At 71.8% G+C, this 16,097-nt stretch carries 12 protein-coding genes; 6 read left to right on the forward strand and 6 right to left on the reverse strand.

Annotated features, from left to right (window positions below):
• Positions 1 to 18 precede the first annotated feature (18 nt).
• Entirely contained in the window at positions 19 to 3,831 is a 3,813-nt protein-coding gene (locus KDN32_RS13625) for a multifunctional oxoglutarate decarboxylase/oxoglutarate dehydrogenase thiamine pyrophosphate-binding subunit/dihydrolipoyllysine-residue succinyltransferase subunit (RefSeq protein ID WP_211732794.1), read from the forward strand.
• Positions 3,832 to 3,840: 9 nt separating this feature from the next.
• A complete protein-coding gene (locus KDN32_RS13630; protein ID WP_183079702.1) occupies positions 3,841 to 4,017 on the forward strand; it encodes a DUF6104 family protein in 177 nt (58 codons plus the stop codon).
• A 51-nt stretch (positions 4,018 to 4,068) separates the two neighbouring features.
• Here the strand turns inward: KDN32_RS13630 and KDN32_RS13635 are convergent, their stop codons facing one another.
• Together KDN32_RS13635 and KDN32_RS13640 are read right to left on the reverse strand one after the other, a co-directional pair.
• Positions 4,069 to 5,160: a fatty acid desaturase family protein gene (locus tag KDN32_RS13635; protein ID WP_211732795.1), complete on the reverse strand. Its 1,092-nt coding sequence runs from the start codon at positions 5,158 to 5,160 to the stop codon at positions 4,069 to 4,071.
• Positions 5,161 to 5,223: 63 nt separating this feature from the next.
• A complete protein-coding gene (locus KDN32_RS13640; protein WP_211732796.1) occupies positions 5,224 to 6,309 on the reverse strand; it encodes a flavin reductase family protein in 1,086 nt (361 codons plus the stop codon).
• Positions 6,310 to 6,425: 116 nt separating this feature from the next.
• Between KDN32_RS13640 and KDN32_RS13645 the strand changes: the two genes are divergently transcribed.
• Positions 6,426 to 7,064, forward strand: a complete 639-nt coding sequence (locus tag KDN32_RS13645) for a TetR family transcriptional regulator (RefSeq protein ID WP_211732797.1) — start codon at positions 6,426 to 6,428, stop codon at positions 7,062 to 7,064.
• Between the two features lie 3 nt (positions 7,065 to 7,067).
• Here KDN32_RS13645 and KDN32_RS13650 read toward each other — a convergent pair whose 3' ends face one another.
• Both KDN32_RS13650 and KDN32_RS13655 read right to left on the reverse strand, forming a co-directional pair.
• Positions 7,068 to 7,748, reverse strand: coding sequence for an SDR family oxidoreductase (locus KDN32_RS13650; RefSeq protein ID WP_211732798.1), 681 nt, complete (start codon positions 7,746 to 7,748; stop codon positions 7,068 to 7,070).
• Positions 7,745 to 8,713 carry a zinc-binding dehydrogenase gene (locus tag KDN32_RS13655; protein WP_211732799.1) on the reverse strand — a complete coding sequence of 323 codons (969 nt, stop codon included), beginning with the start codon at positions 8,711 to 8,713 and terminating at the stop codon, positions 7,745 to 7,747. The genes KDN32_RS13650 and KDN32_RS13655 overlap by 4 nt, the downstream gene beginning before the upstream one ends.
• Positions 8,714 to 8,748: 35 nt before the next feature.
• On the opposite strand from KDN32_RS13655, the gene KDN32_RS13660 reads away from it, so the two are divergent.
• Positions 8,749 to 9,003, forward strand: coding sequence for a hypothetical protein (locus tag KDN32_RS13660; protein ID WP_211732800.1), 255 nt, complete (start codon positions 8,749 to 8,751; stop codon positions 9,001 to 9,003).
• A gap of 16 nt (positions 9,004 to 9,019) precedes the next feature.
• On the opposite strand, the gene KDN32_RS13665 is transcribed toward KDN32_RS13660, so the two are convergent.
• A complete protein-coding gene (locus KDN32_RS13665; protein WP_211732801.1) occupies positions 9,020 to 9,409 on the reverse strand; it encodes a DUF1801 domain-containing protein in 390 nt (129 codons plus the stop codon).
• Positions 9,410 to 9,734: 325 nt separating this feature from the next.
• Between KDN32_RS13665 and KDN32_RS13670 the strand changes: the two genes are divergently transcribed.
• Positions 9,735 to 10,946: a D-arabinono-1,4-lactone oxidase gene (locus KDN32_RS13670; protein ID WP_211732802.1), complete on the forward strand. Its 1,212-nt coding sequence runs from the start codon at positions 9,735 to 9,737 to the stop codon at positions 10,944 to 10,946.
• A 4-nt stretch (positions 10,947 to 10,950) separates the two neighbouring features.
• Here KDN32_RS13670 and KDN32_RS23365 read toward each other — a convergent pair whose 3' ends face one another.
• The gene (locus KDN32_RS23365; RefSeq protein WP_211732803.1) at positions 10,951 to 12,555 is read right to left on the reverse strand and encodes an alpha-amylase family glycosyl hydrolase; all 1,605 of its coding nucleotides are present in this window, start codon (positions 12,553 to 12,555) and stop codon (positions 10,951 to 10,953) included.
• Positions 12,556 to 12,672: 117 nt separating this feature from the next.
• Between KDN32_RS23365 and KDN32_RS13680 the strand changes: the two genes are divergently transcribed.
• The gene (locus tag KDN32_RS13680) at positions 12,673 to 16,086 is read left to right on the forward strand and encodes a PKD domain-containing protein (RefSeq protein WP_211732804.1); all 3,414 of its coding nucleotides are present in this window, start codon (positions 12,673 to 12,675) and stop codon (positions 16,084 to 16,086) included.
• Positions 16,087 to 16,097 lie beyond the last annotated feature (11 nt).

Genomic DNA, 16,097 nt, shown 5'->3' on the forward strand with positions numbered 1-16,097 from the left:
GGAAGAGGCGAAACAAGCGTGGCGCAGTCCCCGAACGGGCAGTCCAGCAACCACACCTCGGTTGCTCCATCATCCGACCTGGGAGCCAACGAGTGGCTCGTGGAGGAGATGAAGGAGCAGTACGACAAGGACCCGGCCAGCGTGGCGCCCGAGTGGGCGAGCTACTTCGGCAACGGGTCGTCCGCCCCCGCGAAGCAGGCCGCACCGGCCCCCGCGAAGCAGGCCGCACCGGCCCCCGCGAAGCAGGCCGCCCCGGCGGCGGCGAAGCCGGCCGCACCCGCGAAGCCGGCCGCACCCGCGAAGCCGGCCGCCCCGGCTGCGCCCGCCAAGCCCGCGCAGTCCTCCGCCCCGAAGTCGACCCCGCGCCCGGCGGCGCAGGCCGACGAGCCGGCCAAGGGCACCAGCACGCCGTTGGCCAAGGACCCGAAGCCCGCCGCCCCGAGCCAGGCGAGCGACGAGCCGACCTACACCGTCCTGCGCGGCGCCCCCGCCCGCACGGCCGCCAACATGGACGCCTCGCTGTCCGTGCCGACCGCCACCTCGGTGCGCTCGGTCCCGGTCAAGCTGCTGTGGGACAACCGCACGGTCATCAACAACCACCTCGCCCGCGCCCGCGGCGGCAAGGTGTCGTTCACCCACATCATCGGCTACGCGCTGGTGAAGGCACTGAAGTCGATGCCGGAGATGAACGTCGGCTACGAGGTCGTCGACGGCAAGCCCAACCTGATCACCCCGGCCCACATCAACCTCGGCCTGGCGATCGACATGCAGAAGCCCGACGGCACCCGCCAGCTGCTCGTGCCCAACATCAAGGGCGCCGAGGCGATGGACTTCGCCGCGTTCTGGACCGCCTACGAGGAGATGGTCCGCAAGGCGCGCGACAACAAGCTGACCGTCGCCGACTTCCAGGGCACCACGATGTCCCTGACCAACCCCGGCGGCATCGGCACCGTCCACTCGGTGCCGCGCCTGATGGCCGGCCAGGGCGCGATCATCGGCGTCGGCGCGATGGAGTACCCGCCGGAGTGGCAGGGCGCCTCCGACGACGCGATCAACCGCAACGCCATCAGCAAGGCGATGACGCTGACCTCGACCTACGACCACCGCGTCATCCAGGGCGCGCAGTCGGGTGAGTTCCTCAAGCGCGTGCACGGCCTGCTGCTCGGCGAGAACGACTTCTTCGACGACATCTTCCGCTCGCTGCGCATCCCCTACGAGCCGATCCGCTGGGCCCGCGACATCGTCGCCAGCCACGACGACGACATCGTCAAGCAGGCGCGGATCCTCGAGCTGATCCACGCCTACCGGGTCCGCGGCCACCTGATGGCCGACACCGACCCGCTGGAGTACCGCCAGCGCAGCCACCCCGACCTCGAGGTGGAGTCGCACGGGCTGACCCTGTGGGACCTCGACCGCGAGTTCGCCACCGGCTCGTTCGGCGGCGAGGGCCGTCGGTTCATGAAGCTGCGCAACATCCTCGGGATCCTGCGCGACTCCTACTGCCGCACCACCGGCATCGAGTACATGCACATCATGGACCCCGAGCAGCGCAAGTGGATCCAGGAGCGCGTCGAGCAGCCGCACGTGAAGCCGCCCCGCGAGGAGCAGCTGCGGATCCTGCTCAAGCTCAACCAGGCCGAGGCGTTCGAGACGTTCCTGCAGACCAAGTTCGTCGGCCAGAAGCGCTTCAGCCTCGAGGGCGGCGAGACCACGATCCCGCTCGTCGACGAGATCTGCGAGGCCGCCGCCGAGGCCGGCCTCGACGAGGTGACGATCGGCATGGCCCACCGCGGCCGGCTCAACATGCTCGCCAACATCGTCGGCAAGAAGTACAGCCAGATCTTCCGTGAGTTCGAGGGCAACATCGACCCGCGCACGGTGCAGGGCTCCGGCGACGTGAAGTACCACCTCGGCGCCGAGGGCGAGTTCGTCGCCGGATCCGGCGACAAGATCAAGGTGTCGGTCGCGGCGAACCCCTCGCACCTCGAGGCGGTCAACCCGGTGCTCGAGGGCATCGCCCGCGCCAAGCAGGACATCCTCGACCAGGGCGAGGACTTCCCGGTCCTGCCGCTGCTGGTGCACGGCGACGCGGCCTTCGCCGGCCAGGGCGTGGTGGCCGAGACGCTCAACCTCTCCCAGCTGCGCGGCTACCGCACCGGCGGCACCGTGCACGTGGTCATCAACAACCAGGTCGGGTTCACCACCGCACCCGGCTCGTCGCGCTCCTCGCTCTACGCCACGGACGTGGCGCGGATGGTGCAGGCGCCGATCTTCCACGTCAACGGCGACGACCCCGAGGCCTGCATCCGCGTGGCCCGGCTCGCCTTCGACTACCGCCAGGCGTTCAACAAGGACGTCGTCATCGACCTCGTGTGCTACCGCCGTCGCGGCCACAACGAGGGCGACGACCCGTCGTACACCCAGCCGCTGATGTACGACCTGATCGAGCAGAAGCGCTCGGTGCGCAAGCTCTACACCGAGTCCCTCATCGGTCGTGGCGACATCACGATCGAGGAGGCCGAGCAGGTCCTCAGGGACTACCAGCAGCAGCTCGAGCGGGTCTTCACCGAGGTCCGCGAGGCCAGCTCCGAGGCGCCGACCGAGTGGACGACCGTCCCGGACTACCCGGACAAGCCCGCCGGCGAGTTCGCCACCGCGGTCTCCCCCGAGGTGCTCAAGCGGATCGCCGACAGCTACGTCACGCCGCCGGAGGGCTTCACCGTCCACCCGAAGGTGATGCCGCAGCTGCAGCGCCGCTCGGCGGCGATCACCGAGGGCCCGATCGACTGGGGCACCGGCGAGATCCTCGCCTTCGGCTCGCTGCTGATGGACGGGCGTCCGGTGCGCCTGGCCGGCCAGGACTCGCGTCGCGGCACCTTCGTGCAGCGCTTCGCGACGATCATCGACCGGACCAACGCCGACGAGTGGACCCCGCTGACCAACCTCACCGAGGACCAGGCGAAGTTCCACGTCTACGACTCGCTGCTCTCCGAGTACGCCGCGCTCGGCTTCGAGTACGGCTACTCCGTGGCCCGTCCCGAGGCGCTCGTGCTCTGGGAGGCGCAGTTCGGCGACTTCGTCAACGGCGCGCAGACGGTGATCGACGAGTTCATCTCCGCCGGCCAGACCAAGTGGCGCCAGCAGTCCGGCGTCGTCCTGCTCCTGCCCCACGGCTACGAGGGCCAGGGCCCCGACCACTCGTCGGCGCGCATCGAGCGCTTCCTGACCATGTCGGCCGAGGACGCGATGGTCGTGGCGCAGCCGTCGACGCCCGCGTCGTACTTCCACCTGCTGCGCCGGCACTCGCTCGGCGAGGAGCACCGCCCGCTGATCGTCTTCACCCCGAAGTCGATGCTCAAGCGCAAGGAGGCTGCCTCCAGGCCCGAGGACTTCGTCGGCGACACCACCTTCCGGGCGTTCATCGGCGACGACGCCGCGGACCCCGCGAAGGTCGAGACGCTGATCATGTGCTCGGGCCGGGTGACGTGGGACCTGATGGTCGAGCGCGGCAAGCGCGACAACGGCGAGAAGTTCGCCATCGGGCGCGTCGAGCGGCTCTACCCGAACCCGGTCGAGGAGATCAAGGCCGAGGTCGCGAAGTACCCCAACCTCAAGGCGGTCCGCTGGGTGCAGGACGAGCCCCGCAACATGGGCCCGTGGCCGCACTACCAGCTCAACGTGTGGCCCGAGCTCGACCTGGTCGTCGAGCCGGTCACCCGACCCGCGTCGGCCTCGCCGTCGGTCGGCACCGTCAAGCGCCACACCGAGGAGCAGAAGACCCTCCTCGACACGGCGTTCGCGGAGCCGCGCACCGCCGGTCACGACTACTGAGGACCCGGGGTGTACTTCACCGATCGCGGGCTCGAGGAGCTGGAGAAGCGCCGGGGTGACGAGGAGGTCACCTTGGCGTGGCTGGCCGACCAGATGCAGGCGTTCGTCGACACGCACCCCGAGTTCGAGACGGCCGTCGAGCGGCTGGCCACGTGGCTGGCGCGGCTCGACGACCCGGAGGACTGAGCACAGCACGACGGAGGGGCGGACCGTGGGGTCCGCCCCTCCGTCGTTCCCTCAGGCCGCCAGGGGGTGGTCGGCCGCGGGCTCGGCCGGCTGCGGCGCACGCCGTCCTGGCAGGGCGAGGCGGCAGATCTTGCGCGCCACGCTCGCCAGCTGACGGCGCAGCGGTCCGGTCGTGTAGTCGAGGCCGTAGCGCTCGCAGATCTCGCGCACCTCGCCCGCGATCATCGGGTACCGCCGGGCCGGCAGGTCCGGGAACAGATGGTGCTCGACCTGGTGGCTCAGGTTGCCCGACATGACGTGGAAGAGCGGGCCGCCGGAGATGTTGGCCGAGCCGAGGACCTGCCGGTAGTACCAGTGGCCGCGGGTCTCGTCCTCGCACTCCTCCTGGGTGAAGGTCTCGGCGCCGGCCGGGAAGTGGCCGCAGAAGATGATGTTGAACGCCCACACGTTGCGCACCAGGTTGGCGGTGGCGTTGCCGAGGAACGTCAGCGGGAACAGCGGCCCGGTGAGCGCGGGGAACAGGACGTAGTCCTTGAGCGCCTGGCGGCGCACCTTGCGCATGATGCCGGCGTGGAGAGCCCGGTTCTCCTCGAGGCGGCGGGTGCCGTTGACGATGTTCTCGACCTCGAGGTCGTGCATCGCCACGCCCCACTCGAAGAAGACCATCAGCAAGAAGGCGTAGACCGGGTTGCCGAGGTAGTAGGGGTGCCACGGCTGGTCATCGTCCATGCGGAGGATGCCGTAGCCGATGTCACGGTCCTTGCCGAGGATGTTGGTGAAGGTGTGGTGGACGTAGTTGTGGGAGTACTTCCACTGCTCGCTGGGACACACGTTGTCCCACTCGTAGACGCGTGAGCTCAGGTGGGGGTCGCCCATCCAGTCGTACTGCCCGTGCATCACGTTGTGGCCGATCTCCATGTTCTCCAGGATCTTCGAGACCGAGAGGGCGACGACCGCGAGCGGCCAGGCGGGCGGGAGGTAGAACAGCGCGCGGCCGAGCACCTCCATCTGCTGCTGGCGCTTCACGACGCCCCGGATGTAGGCCGCGTCGTCCTCGCCGAGGTCGGCCAGGACGCGGCGCCGCAGGGCGTCCATCTCCTCGCCGAAGGCCTCGAGCTGCTCGGGGGTCAGGTGGGGCTTCATGGGTGGTCCAATCTGATCGGTGGTTGAGGTGCGAGCGGAGCGAGCCTCGAGACCTCGACGGGGTCAGAGGTCGACGACGCAGTCGCCGACGGGGGCGGAGACGCAGATCTGGATGTCCTCGTCGGGGAGCGAGGACTCCGCGCCGGAGAGCACGTTGCGCACGGTGCCCTCGGTCTTGCGGGCGGTGCAGGTGAAGCAGATGCCCATCCGGCAGCCGAACTCGGGCCTCAGCCCGGCGCGCTCGGCCTGCTCGAGGACGGACGTGCCGTCGTTGGGCACGGAACGGTCGGTGGCGGCGAAGGTGAGCGCGCCCTCGGCCGTGCCGCTCGGCGCGGTGGGGGCCTTGAACCGCTCGGTCCGCAGACGAGGACTCTCGCCGTACGCCTCGCGGACGACGTCCATCATCGCGGCCGGACCGCAGAGCCAGGTGTCGGTGTCGCGGAAGCGCGGCGCGAACCGCCGCAGCTCGAGCTCGCTCACGCGGGTGCCGTGGCGCAGGTGGACGGTGACGTCGTTGTCGGCTGCGTCGATGGCGGCGAGCTCGTCGGCGAAGACCTGGTCCTCGGCGGAGCGCGAGTAGTGCAGGAACGTCACCGGACGCCCGGCGCGGCCGTCGTACCCGTCGCGCAGGAGGGTCCGGAGCATCGACATCGCCGGGGTGATGCCCGAGCCGCCGGTGACGAACAGCAGCGGGTCGATGCCGGGGGTGGCCGGGCTGACGGGAAGCGTGAAGTCGCCCTGCGCCTGCGAGAGGTGGAGCACCAGGCCGGGTTGCGCAGCGACGAGGTGCCTGCTGACCTGGCCGTCGGCGTGCGCCCGGACCGTGAGGGTGATCGGCTCGCCCGGCCCGGAGGCCGCCGAGGAGATGGTGAAGCAGCGGGTGGTGCGGCGCGCGGAGCCGGGCAGGTCGAGGCCGACCTGGACGTGCTGGCCGGCGCGGTGGCCCCGCCAGGTGGCGGTCGGCTGCAGCGTGAGTGTGGCGACCGGCGCGCCGGGGGTGTCGGACTCGCGACGTACGTCGACGACGCGGGCGCGCACCTCGCGCGCGGCCCACATCGGGTTGACGCGGGAGAGGTAGTGGTCGACCCCGTGCGGGGACGTGAGCGCCGCCAGGGTGCGGGAGCGGGCGATCCGGGTGAGGGTGCTCATCCCGTCCTCCGTTCTTCGGTGAACGTGTGTTCACTCAAATATGGCCGTCGGGTCGGACCTCGTCAACCGGTGTCGTCCGTGATCCGCCGCACGCGCGGTGGCCTACGATCGCGGCCATGGCTGAGCAGGGGGCGGCGGAGCCCGAGGAGCCGGAGTCCCGCGCCGAGCGCAAGGAGCGCACGCGTCGCGCGATCCTCGACGCGGCGCTCGCGCTGGCCGCCGACTCCAACCTCGCGGCGATCTCGCTGCGCCAGGTCGCCAAGCAGGTCGGGGTGGTGCCGACCGCGTTCTACCGCCACTTCGGGTCGCTGGAGCTGCTCGGCCTGGCGCTCGTCGACGAGAGCTTCCGCTCGCTGAGGCTGATGCTGCTCGACGTCTGGCGCCACGCCCCGGAGTACCGCGACTTCATCGACGGCTCGCTCCCGATCGTGGCCGCGCACGTCCGCGAGAACCGGCCGCACTACGCCTTCATCGCGCGCGAGCGCACCGCCGGACCGCCGCGGGTGAGGGAGGCGATCGCCCGCGAGATCGAGGTGATCACCCGCGAGCTCGCCACCGACGTCGCGCGCAGCGGCGCGGCCGAGCAGTACTCCGGCGAGGACATCACGCTGCTCTCGGACCTGATCGTGTCGTTCGTGGTGACGATGGCCGAGCGGCTGGTGGAGGACCCGGACGCCGAGGAGCGGATCCTCGCCGACGCGCGCACCCAGCTGCGGATGCTGCTGGTCGGTGCGCTCAACTGGCGCTCGCGCTGAACCTCAGGTCCCCGGGCGGACGGTGACGTCCGGGATCGTCGCGTCGGCCGGCAGGTCGATCACGTGGACGATCGTCTCGACGAGGGTGTCGGCGCTGATCCACTGCGAGGCGTCGTAGTCGCGGCCCTCCTGCTCGTGGACCCTCTCCTGCATCGGGGTGGCGGTGCGGCTCGGGTAGACGGTGCTCACCCGCACGCCGTGCTCGTGCTCCTCGGCACGCAACGCGTCGGCGAGGGCGCGCAGGCCGAACTTGGACGCGGCGTACGCCGACCACTCGGCGTTGGCGGTGAGGCCGGCCGAGGAGTTCACGAACACGACGGTGCCGCGGGCCGCACGCAGGTGCGGGAGCAGCTCGCGGGTCAGCACCGCGGGCGCGGTGAGGTTGACGGTGAGCTGCTCCTCCCACTGCGCGAGGCGCAGCGAGGAGACCGGGCCGAGGTCCACGACGCCGGCGACGTGCAGCAGCGTGTCGACTCCCCCGTCGACCAGCCGGCCGAGCCCGTTGAGGGTGCCGGGGTCGGTCAGGTCGGCGACGAGGACCTGCGCCTGCGGGAACGTACGCCCCAGCTCGGCGCCGCGCGCCTGGCTGCGGGCGAGCAGCACGAGCTCGTCGCCGCGGTCGGTGAGCCGGCGGGCGAGGGCGTGGCCGATGCCCGACCCGGCGCCGGTCAGGACGTGCTTCACCGGGTGAACACGATCTTGCCGAAGACGTCGCCCTCGGCCATCGCGGCGAAGCCGTCGTGGGCCTGCTCCATCGGCAGGGTCCGGTCGACCAGCGGGCGGGTGCCGGTGGCGTCGAGGAACTTCACCAGGCCGTCGAGCTCGTGGCGGGTGCCCATCGTGGAGCCGATGACGGAGAGCTGGAGGAAGAAGATGCGGGTCAGCTCGGCGTCGTCGAGCTTCGGGCCCGACGTGGTGCCGCTGATGACGATCCGGCCACCCGGGCGCAGCGAGCGGATCGAGTGGCTCCACGTCGCACGGCCGACGGTCTCCATCACCGCGTCGACCTTGACCGGCAGCCGGGCGCCCGACTCGTACGCCTCGTGCGCGCCGAGCTCGACCGCACGCGCCCGCTTGCCCTCGTCGCGACTGGTGGCCAGCACCCGGAGGCCGGCGGCGCGCCCGAGGACGATCAACGCGGTGGCGACACCGCCGCCGGCGCCCTGCACCAGCACGGTCTCGCCCGGCGTGAGCCGGCCCTGGGTGAAGAGCATCCGGTAGGCCGTGAGCCACGCGGTCGGGAGGCAGGCCGCCTCCTCGAACGACAGGGACGCGGGCTTCGGCACGAGGTTGCGCCGGGGCACGACGACCTTCTCGGCGAAGGTGCCCTGGTGCTTCTCCGACAGCAGCGAGCGCTTCGGGTCGTAGGTCTCGTCGCCGCCCCACGACGGGTCGCCGATGACGGCGTGGACGACGACCTCGTTGCCGTCCTCGTCGAGCCCGGCCGCGTCGCAGCCGAGGATCATCGGCAGCGACTCCTCGCGCAGACCGACGCCGCGCAGGGACCAGAGGTCGTGGTGGTTGAGGCTGGCCGCCTTCACGGTCACCGTCGCCCAGCCGTCCGGCACCTCGGGGTCGGGGCGCTCCCCCACCACCAGGCCGCTCAGCGGGTCGTCGGAGGAGAAGGACTCGGCGTAGACGGCGAACATGCCTCCGACCCTAGCGAGTGCCCTAGCCTCTGCCCGTGCACGTCTTCATCCGTCCCGCCCAGCGCTTCCTGTCCTGCCACGTCTGCGAGGGCCTGCTCTTCGACCGACGGGAGGTGAAGATGACGACCACGGGCATGACCTTCTTCGACCTCGACTGGCTGAACGCCTCCGCCACCGGCGTCATCTGCGTGCGTTGCGGGTTCGTGCACACGTTCATGGGCAGCGCGTTCCAGTTCGTGCCGCCGGAGGAGGTCAGGCCGGAGGACCTGCCGGCGGACCCGCTGGCGTAGGGCTGCCCGCCCCTCGCTACTGCTTCGCGAGCCGGCGCCACCCGCCGCGACGGTTGTGGTCGACGATCTCGGCCAGGATCGCGCTCACCGCGTCGCGGTCGATCTCGTCGTGCTCGTAGACCTGGATCGCGCGGCCCGTCGCGTTGCCGTGGCCCTGGTTGATGACCCCCATGGGGTCGCTGACGGTGGGGTCGTAGAGGAACAGGTTGACGTGGTCCTTGGTCGCCAGCAGCGCGCAGACGTTGCCCTCGAGCACGAAGTACGGCTGCACCGTCCGTTTGATCGTCTCCTCGATGTCGGGGTCGACGGCCCAGACGATCTCCCGCAGCTCCTCGCAGATCGACCGCTGCCAGTCGGGCAGCGGCTCGATGTAGGCGTCGACCCCGGGATGTGCGCGTCCGGTCACGCTGGCACTGTCTCATGGCGAGTGCAGACCCTTCAGCGCACGTGCGGCGGACGTGGTCCTGCATCGGCACCCTCAAGGGCGAGAACCGCCGCACGTGCGGAGCCGGTGCGGCGGCGCCGTACACGTGTCCGAGATCTCGCCCTCGAGCTGCCAGGCACAGGGCGAAAGGTCGGACACGTGTGGCCGAACGGGCAGCACGCGATCGAGGCGCCCCACCGGGCCAGACCGGCACCCACAACTGCGGCCCCCGCCGCCACCACCGCATCAAGACGACCGGCGAGATCACCCGTTGACGCCACCGCACGCGCTGGTCACGCTGAGGCCCATGACGTGGACGAACTGGGTGGGCAACCAGAGCTTCTCCCCCGCCGCGACCGCCGCGCCGCGCGACGAGGAGGAGGTCGTCCGACTGGTCAGCAGCGCGGCCAGGCGAGGACACCACGTCCGGGTCGCCGGCGCCGGCCACTCGTTCACCCCCGTCGTGCAGTCCGACGGGCTGCTGCTCGACATGAACGCGCTGCGCGGCGTCGTCGGCACGGACGGCGCGGCCAGGCGTGCGACCGCGCTCCCCGCCACCCGGATCCACGACTTCTACGAGCCGCTGTGGGAGGCCGGGCTCGCGCTGCGCAACCAGGGCGACATCGACACCCAGCAGATCGCGGGCGCCGTCGCCACCGGCACGCACGGGTCGGGCGTACGCCACACCAGCCTGTCCGGGGCGGTGCGCGGCGTACGCCTCGTGACCGCGTCCGGTGAGGTGCGCGAGATCGGCGAGGACCAGCCCCACCTGCTGCACGCCGCGCAGGTGTCGGTCGGCATGCTCGGCGTCGTGACCCAGCTCGAGCTCGAGGTCACCGAGGCCTACCGGCTGCGCGAGGACGTCGGCCTCCGCGCGTGGGACGACGTCCTCGACCACTGGGACCAGCTGGTCGCCGACCACCGGCACTTCGGGATGTTCTGGCTGCCCACCGAGGAGTCGGGCGCGCTCTACAACCTCGACGGCCACGGCGCGCGGCTGCAGGACCAGTGCTACGTCAAGGTCTACGACGAGGTCGGTCCCGACGTCGCCGACGACGACACCGTCGGCCACCGCGTCGACCGGTGCTACCGGATCTACCCGATGGTCTACGACCCCAACTTCCACGAGCTGGAGTACTTCGTCGCCCTCGACCGCGCACCGGAGGCGTTGCGGGCGATGCGCGAGCTGATGCTGCGCAGCCTGCCTGATTCGATCTACCCGCTCGAGGTCCGCACCGTCGGGCCGGACGAGGCGTACCTGTCCTCGCAGTACCAGACACCCACCGTCGTCATCTCCGTGTCCGGCACTCCCGGCACCGACTACTGGGCCTACCTCCGCTCGGTCGACGCGCTCCTCGCCGACTTCGACGCGCGCGTCCACTGGGGCAAGCTCCACTTCCTCACCCGCGAGCGGCTGCTCGACCTCTACCCGCGGGCCGAGGACTTCATCGCGATCCGCCGCGAGCTCGACCCGCAGGGCGTGTTCCTCAACGACCACCTGCGGCCGCTGTTCGAGTGAGGGCTCAGAGCTCGAGCACCCCGTAGCCGAACCCCTCGACCCTCAGCCCCGACGACGAGACCTCCACGCCCTGCCCCAGCAGCACCGTGGCACCGTCGAGCCCGGGCAGGTCCACCGACGCCGGCTCCCGGCGCGGGTTGACCACAACGACGTGCGAGTCGCCGCGGCGCCACGTGAACGGGTACCCCTGGTGCAGGACGGTCGTCGGTGCGCGGCCGCCGAGCGCCGGCGTCGACCGCCGCAGCGCCACCAGCCGGCGTACGAGGTGCAGCGTCGACCCGGGGTCCCGCTCCTGGGCGGCGACGGTCGGCCGGTCCGGGTCGGGGTCGATCGGCAGATAGAGGTCGTCCGGCGCGGCGGTCGAGAACCCGGCGTTGGGCGAGTCGTCCCACTGCATCGGGGTGCGGCAGCCCGACCGGTTGTAGCCCGGGTTGCAGATCGAGCCCTCCTTGTCCGGCATCCCCGGGAGGTAGCGCATGCCGATCTCGTCGCCGTAGTAGATCGACGGCACCGAGCCCCAGGTCAGCAGGAAGGTCAGCGCCGCGCCGAGCTCCTCGGGTGTGCGCGGGTCGGTGCGCAGCCGGCTGAAGTCGTGGTCGGCGGTCGCCAGCAGCACCGGCCGCGCCGGGTCGTCGGCCTTCACCGCGGCCCATCCGTCGAGGAAGGTCCGCGTCGAGCCGCGACCGTCGGCGTGGAAGAACGGCTCGCCCGGCGGCTGGAACGGCAGCACGCCGGCGCCGCCGTTGTCGAACAGGCTCGCGTGCTCGGCGAAGATGACGAGCATGAAGTCGGCGTCGAAGCCCGACGCGCCGCCCGTCCTCGGCTCCGAACCCTCCGGGACCAGCACCGCCTCCGGGTGCGTGGTGGCCAGCCACTCCTGGAGGTCGCGCCACACCTGGGCTGCGGCCACGGCTCCGGCGTTCTTCCCGCTGGCGTCCTTCACGAGCGAGAACGCCATGTCGACGCGGAAGCCGGCCACGCCCCGGCTCAGCCAGAAGTCCAGGATCTCGCGCAGCGCCTCCTTATTGCGCCGCGGTCCGGGGTCGTCGACGCCGTCGCGCCACGGCTCGTCGGCCGGCGTCTCGGTCCAGCCGAAGTTGAGCGCGGGCTGCTCGTCGTAGAAGTTCTTGAGGTACCAGCCCGGCCGCGGCCCCGGCGAGCGCACCCACGCCGGCGTGCCGGGGATGTCGGAGCCCCAGGCCCACGCCGGCAGCTCCTCGCACCAGACGTACCGGTCGCCCTCCGGGCTCGGGCCGTCGGCGTGCAGCTCGGCCTGGAACCACGGGTGCTCGATCGAGGTGTGGCCGGCGACGAGGTCCAGCAGGACCCGGATCCCGCGCTCGCGCGCCGCGTCGACGAGCTCGACGAGGTCGTCGTTGGTGCCGTAGCGCGGGGCGACGCGGAGGTAGTCGGCCACGTCGTAGCCCGCGTCGACGAAGGGCGAGTCGAAGCACGGGTTGAACCAGATCGTGTCGACGCCGAGGGAGGCGACGTGGTCGAGGTGGTCGATCACCCCGCGCAGGTCGCCGACCCCGTCGCCGTCGGAGTCCGCGAAGGACTGCGGGTAGATCTCGTAGACGACCGCGTCGGCCAACCAGTCTCCAGCCATGACGAGATCCTAGGCACGCCGACCGTCCCCACTATTGGGCAAACACTCCGAGCCGGGGTTGAGGTCGCCGCACGACCCCACGTAGGCCTGTGGTGGACACCGACCACCGGGGGAACGATGACCAGGTCCACCACCGTCCTGACCGCACTGACCGGCCTCCTCCTCGCGGGGCTGGTGGCCACCGGCCCGGCGCCCGCGACGGCGGCTCCACCCGGCCACGACGTGATGCCCAGCCAGGTCCCCGCCGCGGGCACCCCCGGCTTCCCGAACGGCGAGGTGCTCGGCATCGCGCAGGTCGGCTCCACGATGGTCGTCGGCGGCACCTTCACCCAGGTGACGCCGTCCGGCGGCGCCACGCGTGCTGCGAGCGGCATCGTCGCGTTCGGGGCGACGAGCGGCCAGCTCGTCGGCGGGTTCGCCCCGGTCCTCAACGGCACCGTCGAGGACGTCCTCCCCGGTCCCGATCCCGGCACCGTCTACGTCGCCGGTCGCTTCACCCGGGTCAACAACGTCGCGCAGAGCCACGTCACGTTGCTGGACGTCGCCACCGGGCAGGTGGTCGCCGGCTTCACCCCGCCTGCGACCAACGGCCGGATCGAGACGATGGCCCTCGCCCGCGGCCGGCTGCTCGTCGGTGGCACCTTCACCACCGCCGGCGGCCAGCAGCACCGCGGACTGGCCGCGCTCGACCCGCGCACCGGCGCGCTCGACGCGATGATGGGTGTCGACGTCAGCGGCCACCACAACGACAGCGGCAGCGGCGCACAGGGCGCGGTCGGCGTGCGCGACATGGAACCCAACGGCGACGGCACCGCGCTCGCCGTGATCGGCAACTTCAAGCAGGCCGACGGCCTCCCCCGCGACCAGGCGGTGCTGATCGACCTGAGCGGCACCACCGCGCGGGTCGACCCCGACTGGCGCACCCGCCGCTACGAGCCCTACTGCTACAACGGCGTCTTCGACAGCTACATGCGCGGCCTGTCGGTCTCCCCCGACGGCTCGTTCTTCGTCGTCGCGACCACCGGGGGCGGCAACCCCGGCACCCTGTGCGACAACATCGCCCGCTTCGAGTTCGACGCCACCGGCGACGACGTCCAGCCCACCTGGGCCTCCGCTGCGGGCGGCGACACCCTGTGGGGCGTCGAGGTCACCGAGAACGCCGTCTACGTCGGTGGCCACCAGCGCTGGATGAACAACCACCAGGGCCAGGACAGCAACGGCCAAGGAGCGGTGCCGCGCGCCGGCCTGTCGGCCCACGACCCCGACTCCGGCGTCCCCCTCTCGTGGAACCCCGGCCGCAACCCGCGCGGCGAGGCGGCCTACGCCATCCACGCCACGCCGGACGGCCTCTGGGTCGGCAGCAACACCGTCTGGATCGGCAACCGGCAGTGGCGCCGCGAGCGGCTCGCGTTCTTCCCGCTGGCCGGCGGCGTCGCGCCACACCCGGAGACCACGCCCGGCCTGCCCGGCGACGTCCTGCTCGGGGGTCGGGAGACCGTCGACCAGGGCAACGTGCTCCACCGGGTCAACGCCGGCGGGCCGACCCTGCCCGCGATCGACGGCGGCCCGGCCTGGGCCGCGGACGACCAGGCCACCAGCCCGCTGCGCAACGCCAACAGCAACGCCGCGGCGTACGACCCGGTCCCGAGTGTCGACGCCACCGTCCCGGCGAGCACACCGCGCCAGGTCTTCGACACCGAGCGCTGGTCACCCAACGACGACCCGCAGATGTCGTGGGACCTACCGGTGCAGGCCGGCCTCCCGATCCAGGTCCGCCTGTTCCTCGCCAACCGCTGCACCTGCACGAGCGCCGCCGGCCAGCGTGCCTTCGACGTCAGCCTCGAGGGCCAGGTCGTGCTCGACGACCTCGACCTCGTGGCGGCGGCAGGCGACCAGCGCGGCACGATGCGGTCCTTCGACCTCACCAGCGACGGCAACGTCGACCTCGACTTCTCCCACGTCGTGGAGAACCCGCTCGTCAACGCCATCGAGGTGGTGCGCCGCGACCTGCCGCCGCCGACGCAGGCCGGCAGCTCCCTCACCGCCGTGCCGTTCGACGGCACGACCGCCGGCGCGCCGGTCGCGACCGACACGCGCGGCGTCGACTGGACGAGCATCCGCGGCGCCTTCGTCGTCGGCGACACGCTCTTCACCGCCCAGACCGACGGCTACCTCCACCGCCGCACCTTCACCGAGGACGCCACCGGCCCGGACCAGCGCGTCGACCCCTACAACGACCCGCGCTGGAGCAACGTCGACACCGGGTCCGGCAACACCTACCGCGGTCGGGTGCCCGACTTCTACGGCCAGCTCGGCAGCCTCACCGGCCTGACCTACGCCGGCGACCGCATCTACTACACCCGCACCGGCGACGCCACCCTGCGCTGGCGCTGGTTCAACGCTGACAGCGGCATCGTCGGGAGCGAGACGTTCACCGCGGGCGGCGACCGCAGCTGGAGTGACACCGGCGGGCTGTTCGTCGACGGCGACACGATGTACGTCGTCAGCCGCTCGTCCGGCGACCTGCTGGCCGTCCCGTTCGAGGACGGGCCGCACGGTCAGGCCGTGCTCGTGGACGACACCGTCGACTGGCGGGCGCGCGCGGTGTTCGTCGGCCCCGGCTCCACCGCGCCGCCGCCGGTCAACGAGGCGCCGACCGCGCGCTTCACCGCCACCTGCGACGAGCTGACGTGCACGGTGGACGGCAGCACCTCGAGCGACCCGGAGGGCGACCTGGCGTCCTACGCCTGGACGTTCGGGGACGGCGGCACGGCGACGGGCCCCCTCGCGAGCCACTCCTACGCCGGTGACGGGACCTACACCATCCGGCTCGAGGTGACCGACGGCTCCGGCGCGAGCGACGCGACCACCCGGCAGGTGACCGTTGCAGCGGACCCGCCGCCGGCGGTCTCGGACATCGCCTTCCGTGCGTCGGCCTCGGCGACCGGCAACCTCACGTCGCCCCGCGTCACCGTGCCGGGCAGCGTCGTGGCCGGCGACCAGCTGGTCCTGGTCGGCACCTTCGTCGACGGCGTGACCGTCTCCGACCCGGCCGGCTGGACGCGGGTCGCGGGCGAGCAGCAGCGCGGGATGACGAGCACCGTGTGGACCCGCACCGCGACCGCGGCCGACGCCGGCCGCGCCGTGACCACCCCGGCGAGCGCGCTCGTGAAGTTCGCCCTCACCGTGTCGGCCTACTCCGGCGTCGACCCGTCCTCGCCGGTGGCGGCCGTCGGCTCCACGACCGACCGCGGGACCACGCAGCACACCAGCCCCGCCCTCACCGCCGCCGCCGGTGCGTGGGTCCTCGAGTCGTGGTCGGACAAGTCCTCCTCGACCACGGACTGGACGGCACCCGCGGGCGCCACCGTCCGCGAGGAGGCCATCGGGGCGGGCGGCGGACGCATCACGGCGCTGCTCGTCGACAGCAGCTCCGGGGTGCCGGCCGGCGGGGTCGGCGGGCGCACGGCCACCACGGACGCCGCGTCGAACGGCCTCAGCTGGACGGTGGTCCTGGCGCCGGCACCGTGACCGCGGCGGGC

Source organism: Nocardioides palaemonis, assembly GCF_018275325.1.
GTDB classification, from domain to species: domain Bacteria; phylum Actinomycetota; class Actinomycetes; order Propionibacteriales; family Nocardioidaceae; genus Nocardioides; species Nocardioides palaemonis.

Coding starts and splice junctions, on each gene's coding strand:
- KDN32_RS13635 (WP_211732795.1), bottom strand. CDS start 5,160: ATGAAGCCCCACCTGACCCCCGAGCAGCTCGAGGCCTTCGGCGAGGAG.
- KDN32_RS13640 (WP_211732796.1), bottom strand. CDS start 6,309: ATGAGCACCCTCACCCGGATCGCCCGCTCCCGCACCCTGGCGGCGCTC.
- KDN32_RS13645 (WP_211732797.1), top strand. CDS start 6,426: ATGGCTGAGCAGGGGGCGGCGGAGCCCGAGGAGCCGGAGTCCCGCGCC.
- KDN32_RS13655 (WP_211732799.1), bottom strand. CDS start 8,713: ATGTTCGCCGTCTACGCCGAGTCCTTCTCCTCCGACGACCCGCTGAGC.
- KDN32_RS13670 (WP_211732802.1), top strand. CDS start 9,735: ATGACGTGGACGAACTGGGTGGGCAACCAGAGCTTCTCCCCCGCCGCG.
- KDN32_RS23365 (WP_211732803.1), bottom strand. CDS start 12,555: ATGGCTGGAGACTGGTTGGCCGACGCGGTCGTCTACGAGATCTACCCG.
- KDN32_RS13680 (WP_211732804.1), top strand. CDS start 12,673: ATGACCAGGTCCACCACCGTCCTGACCGCACTGACCGGCCTCCTCCTC.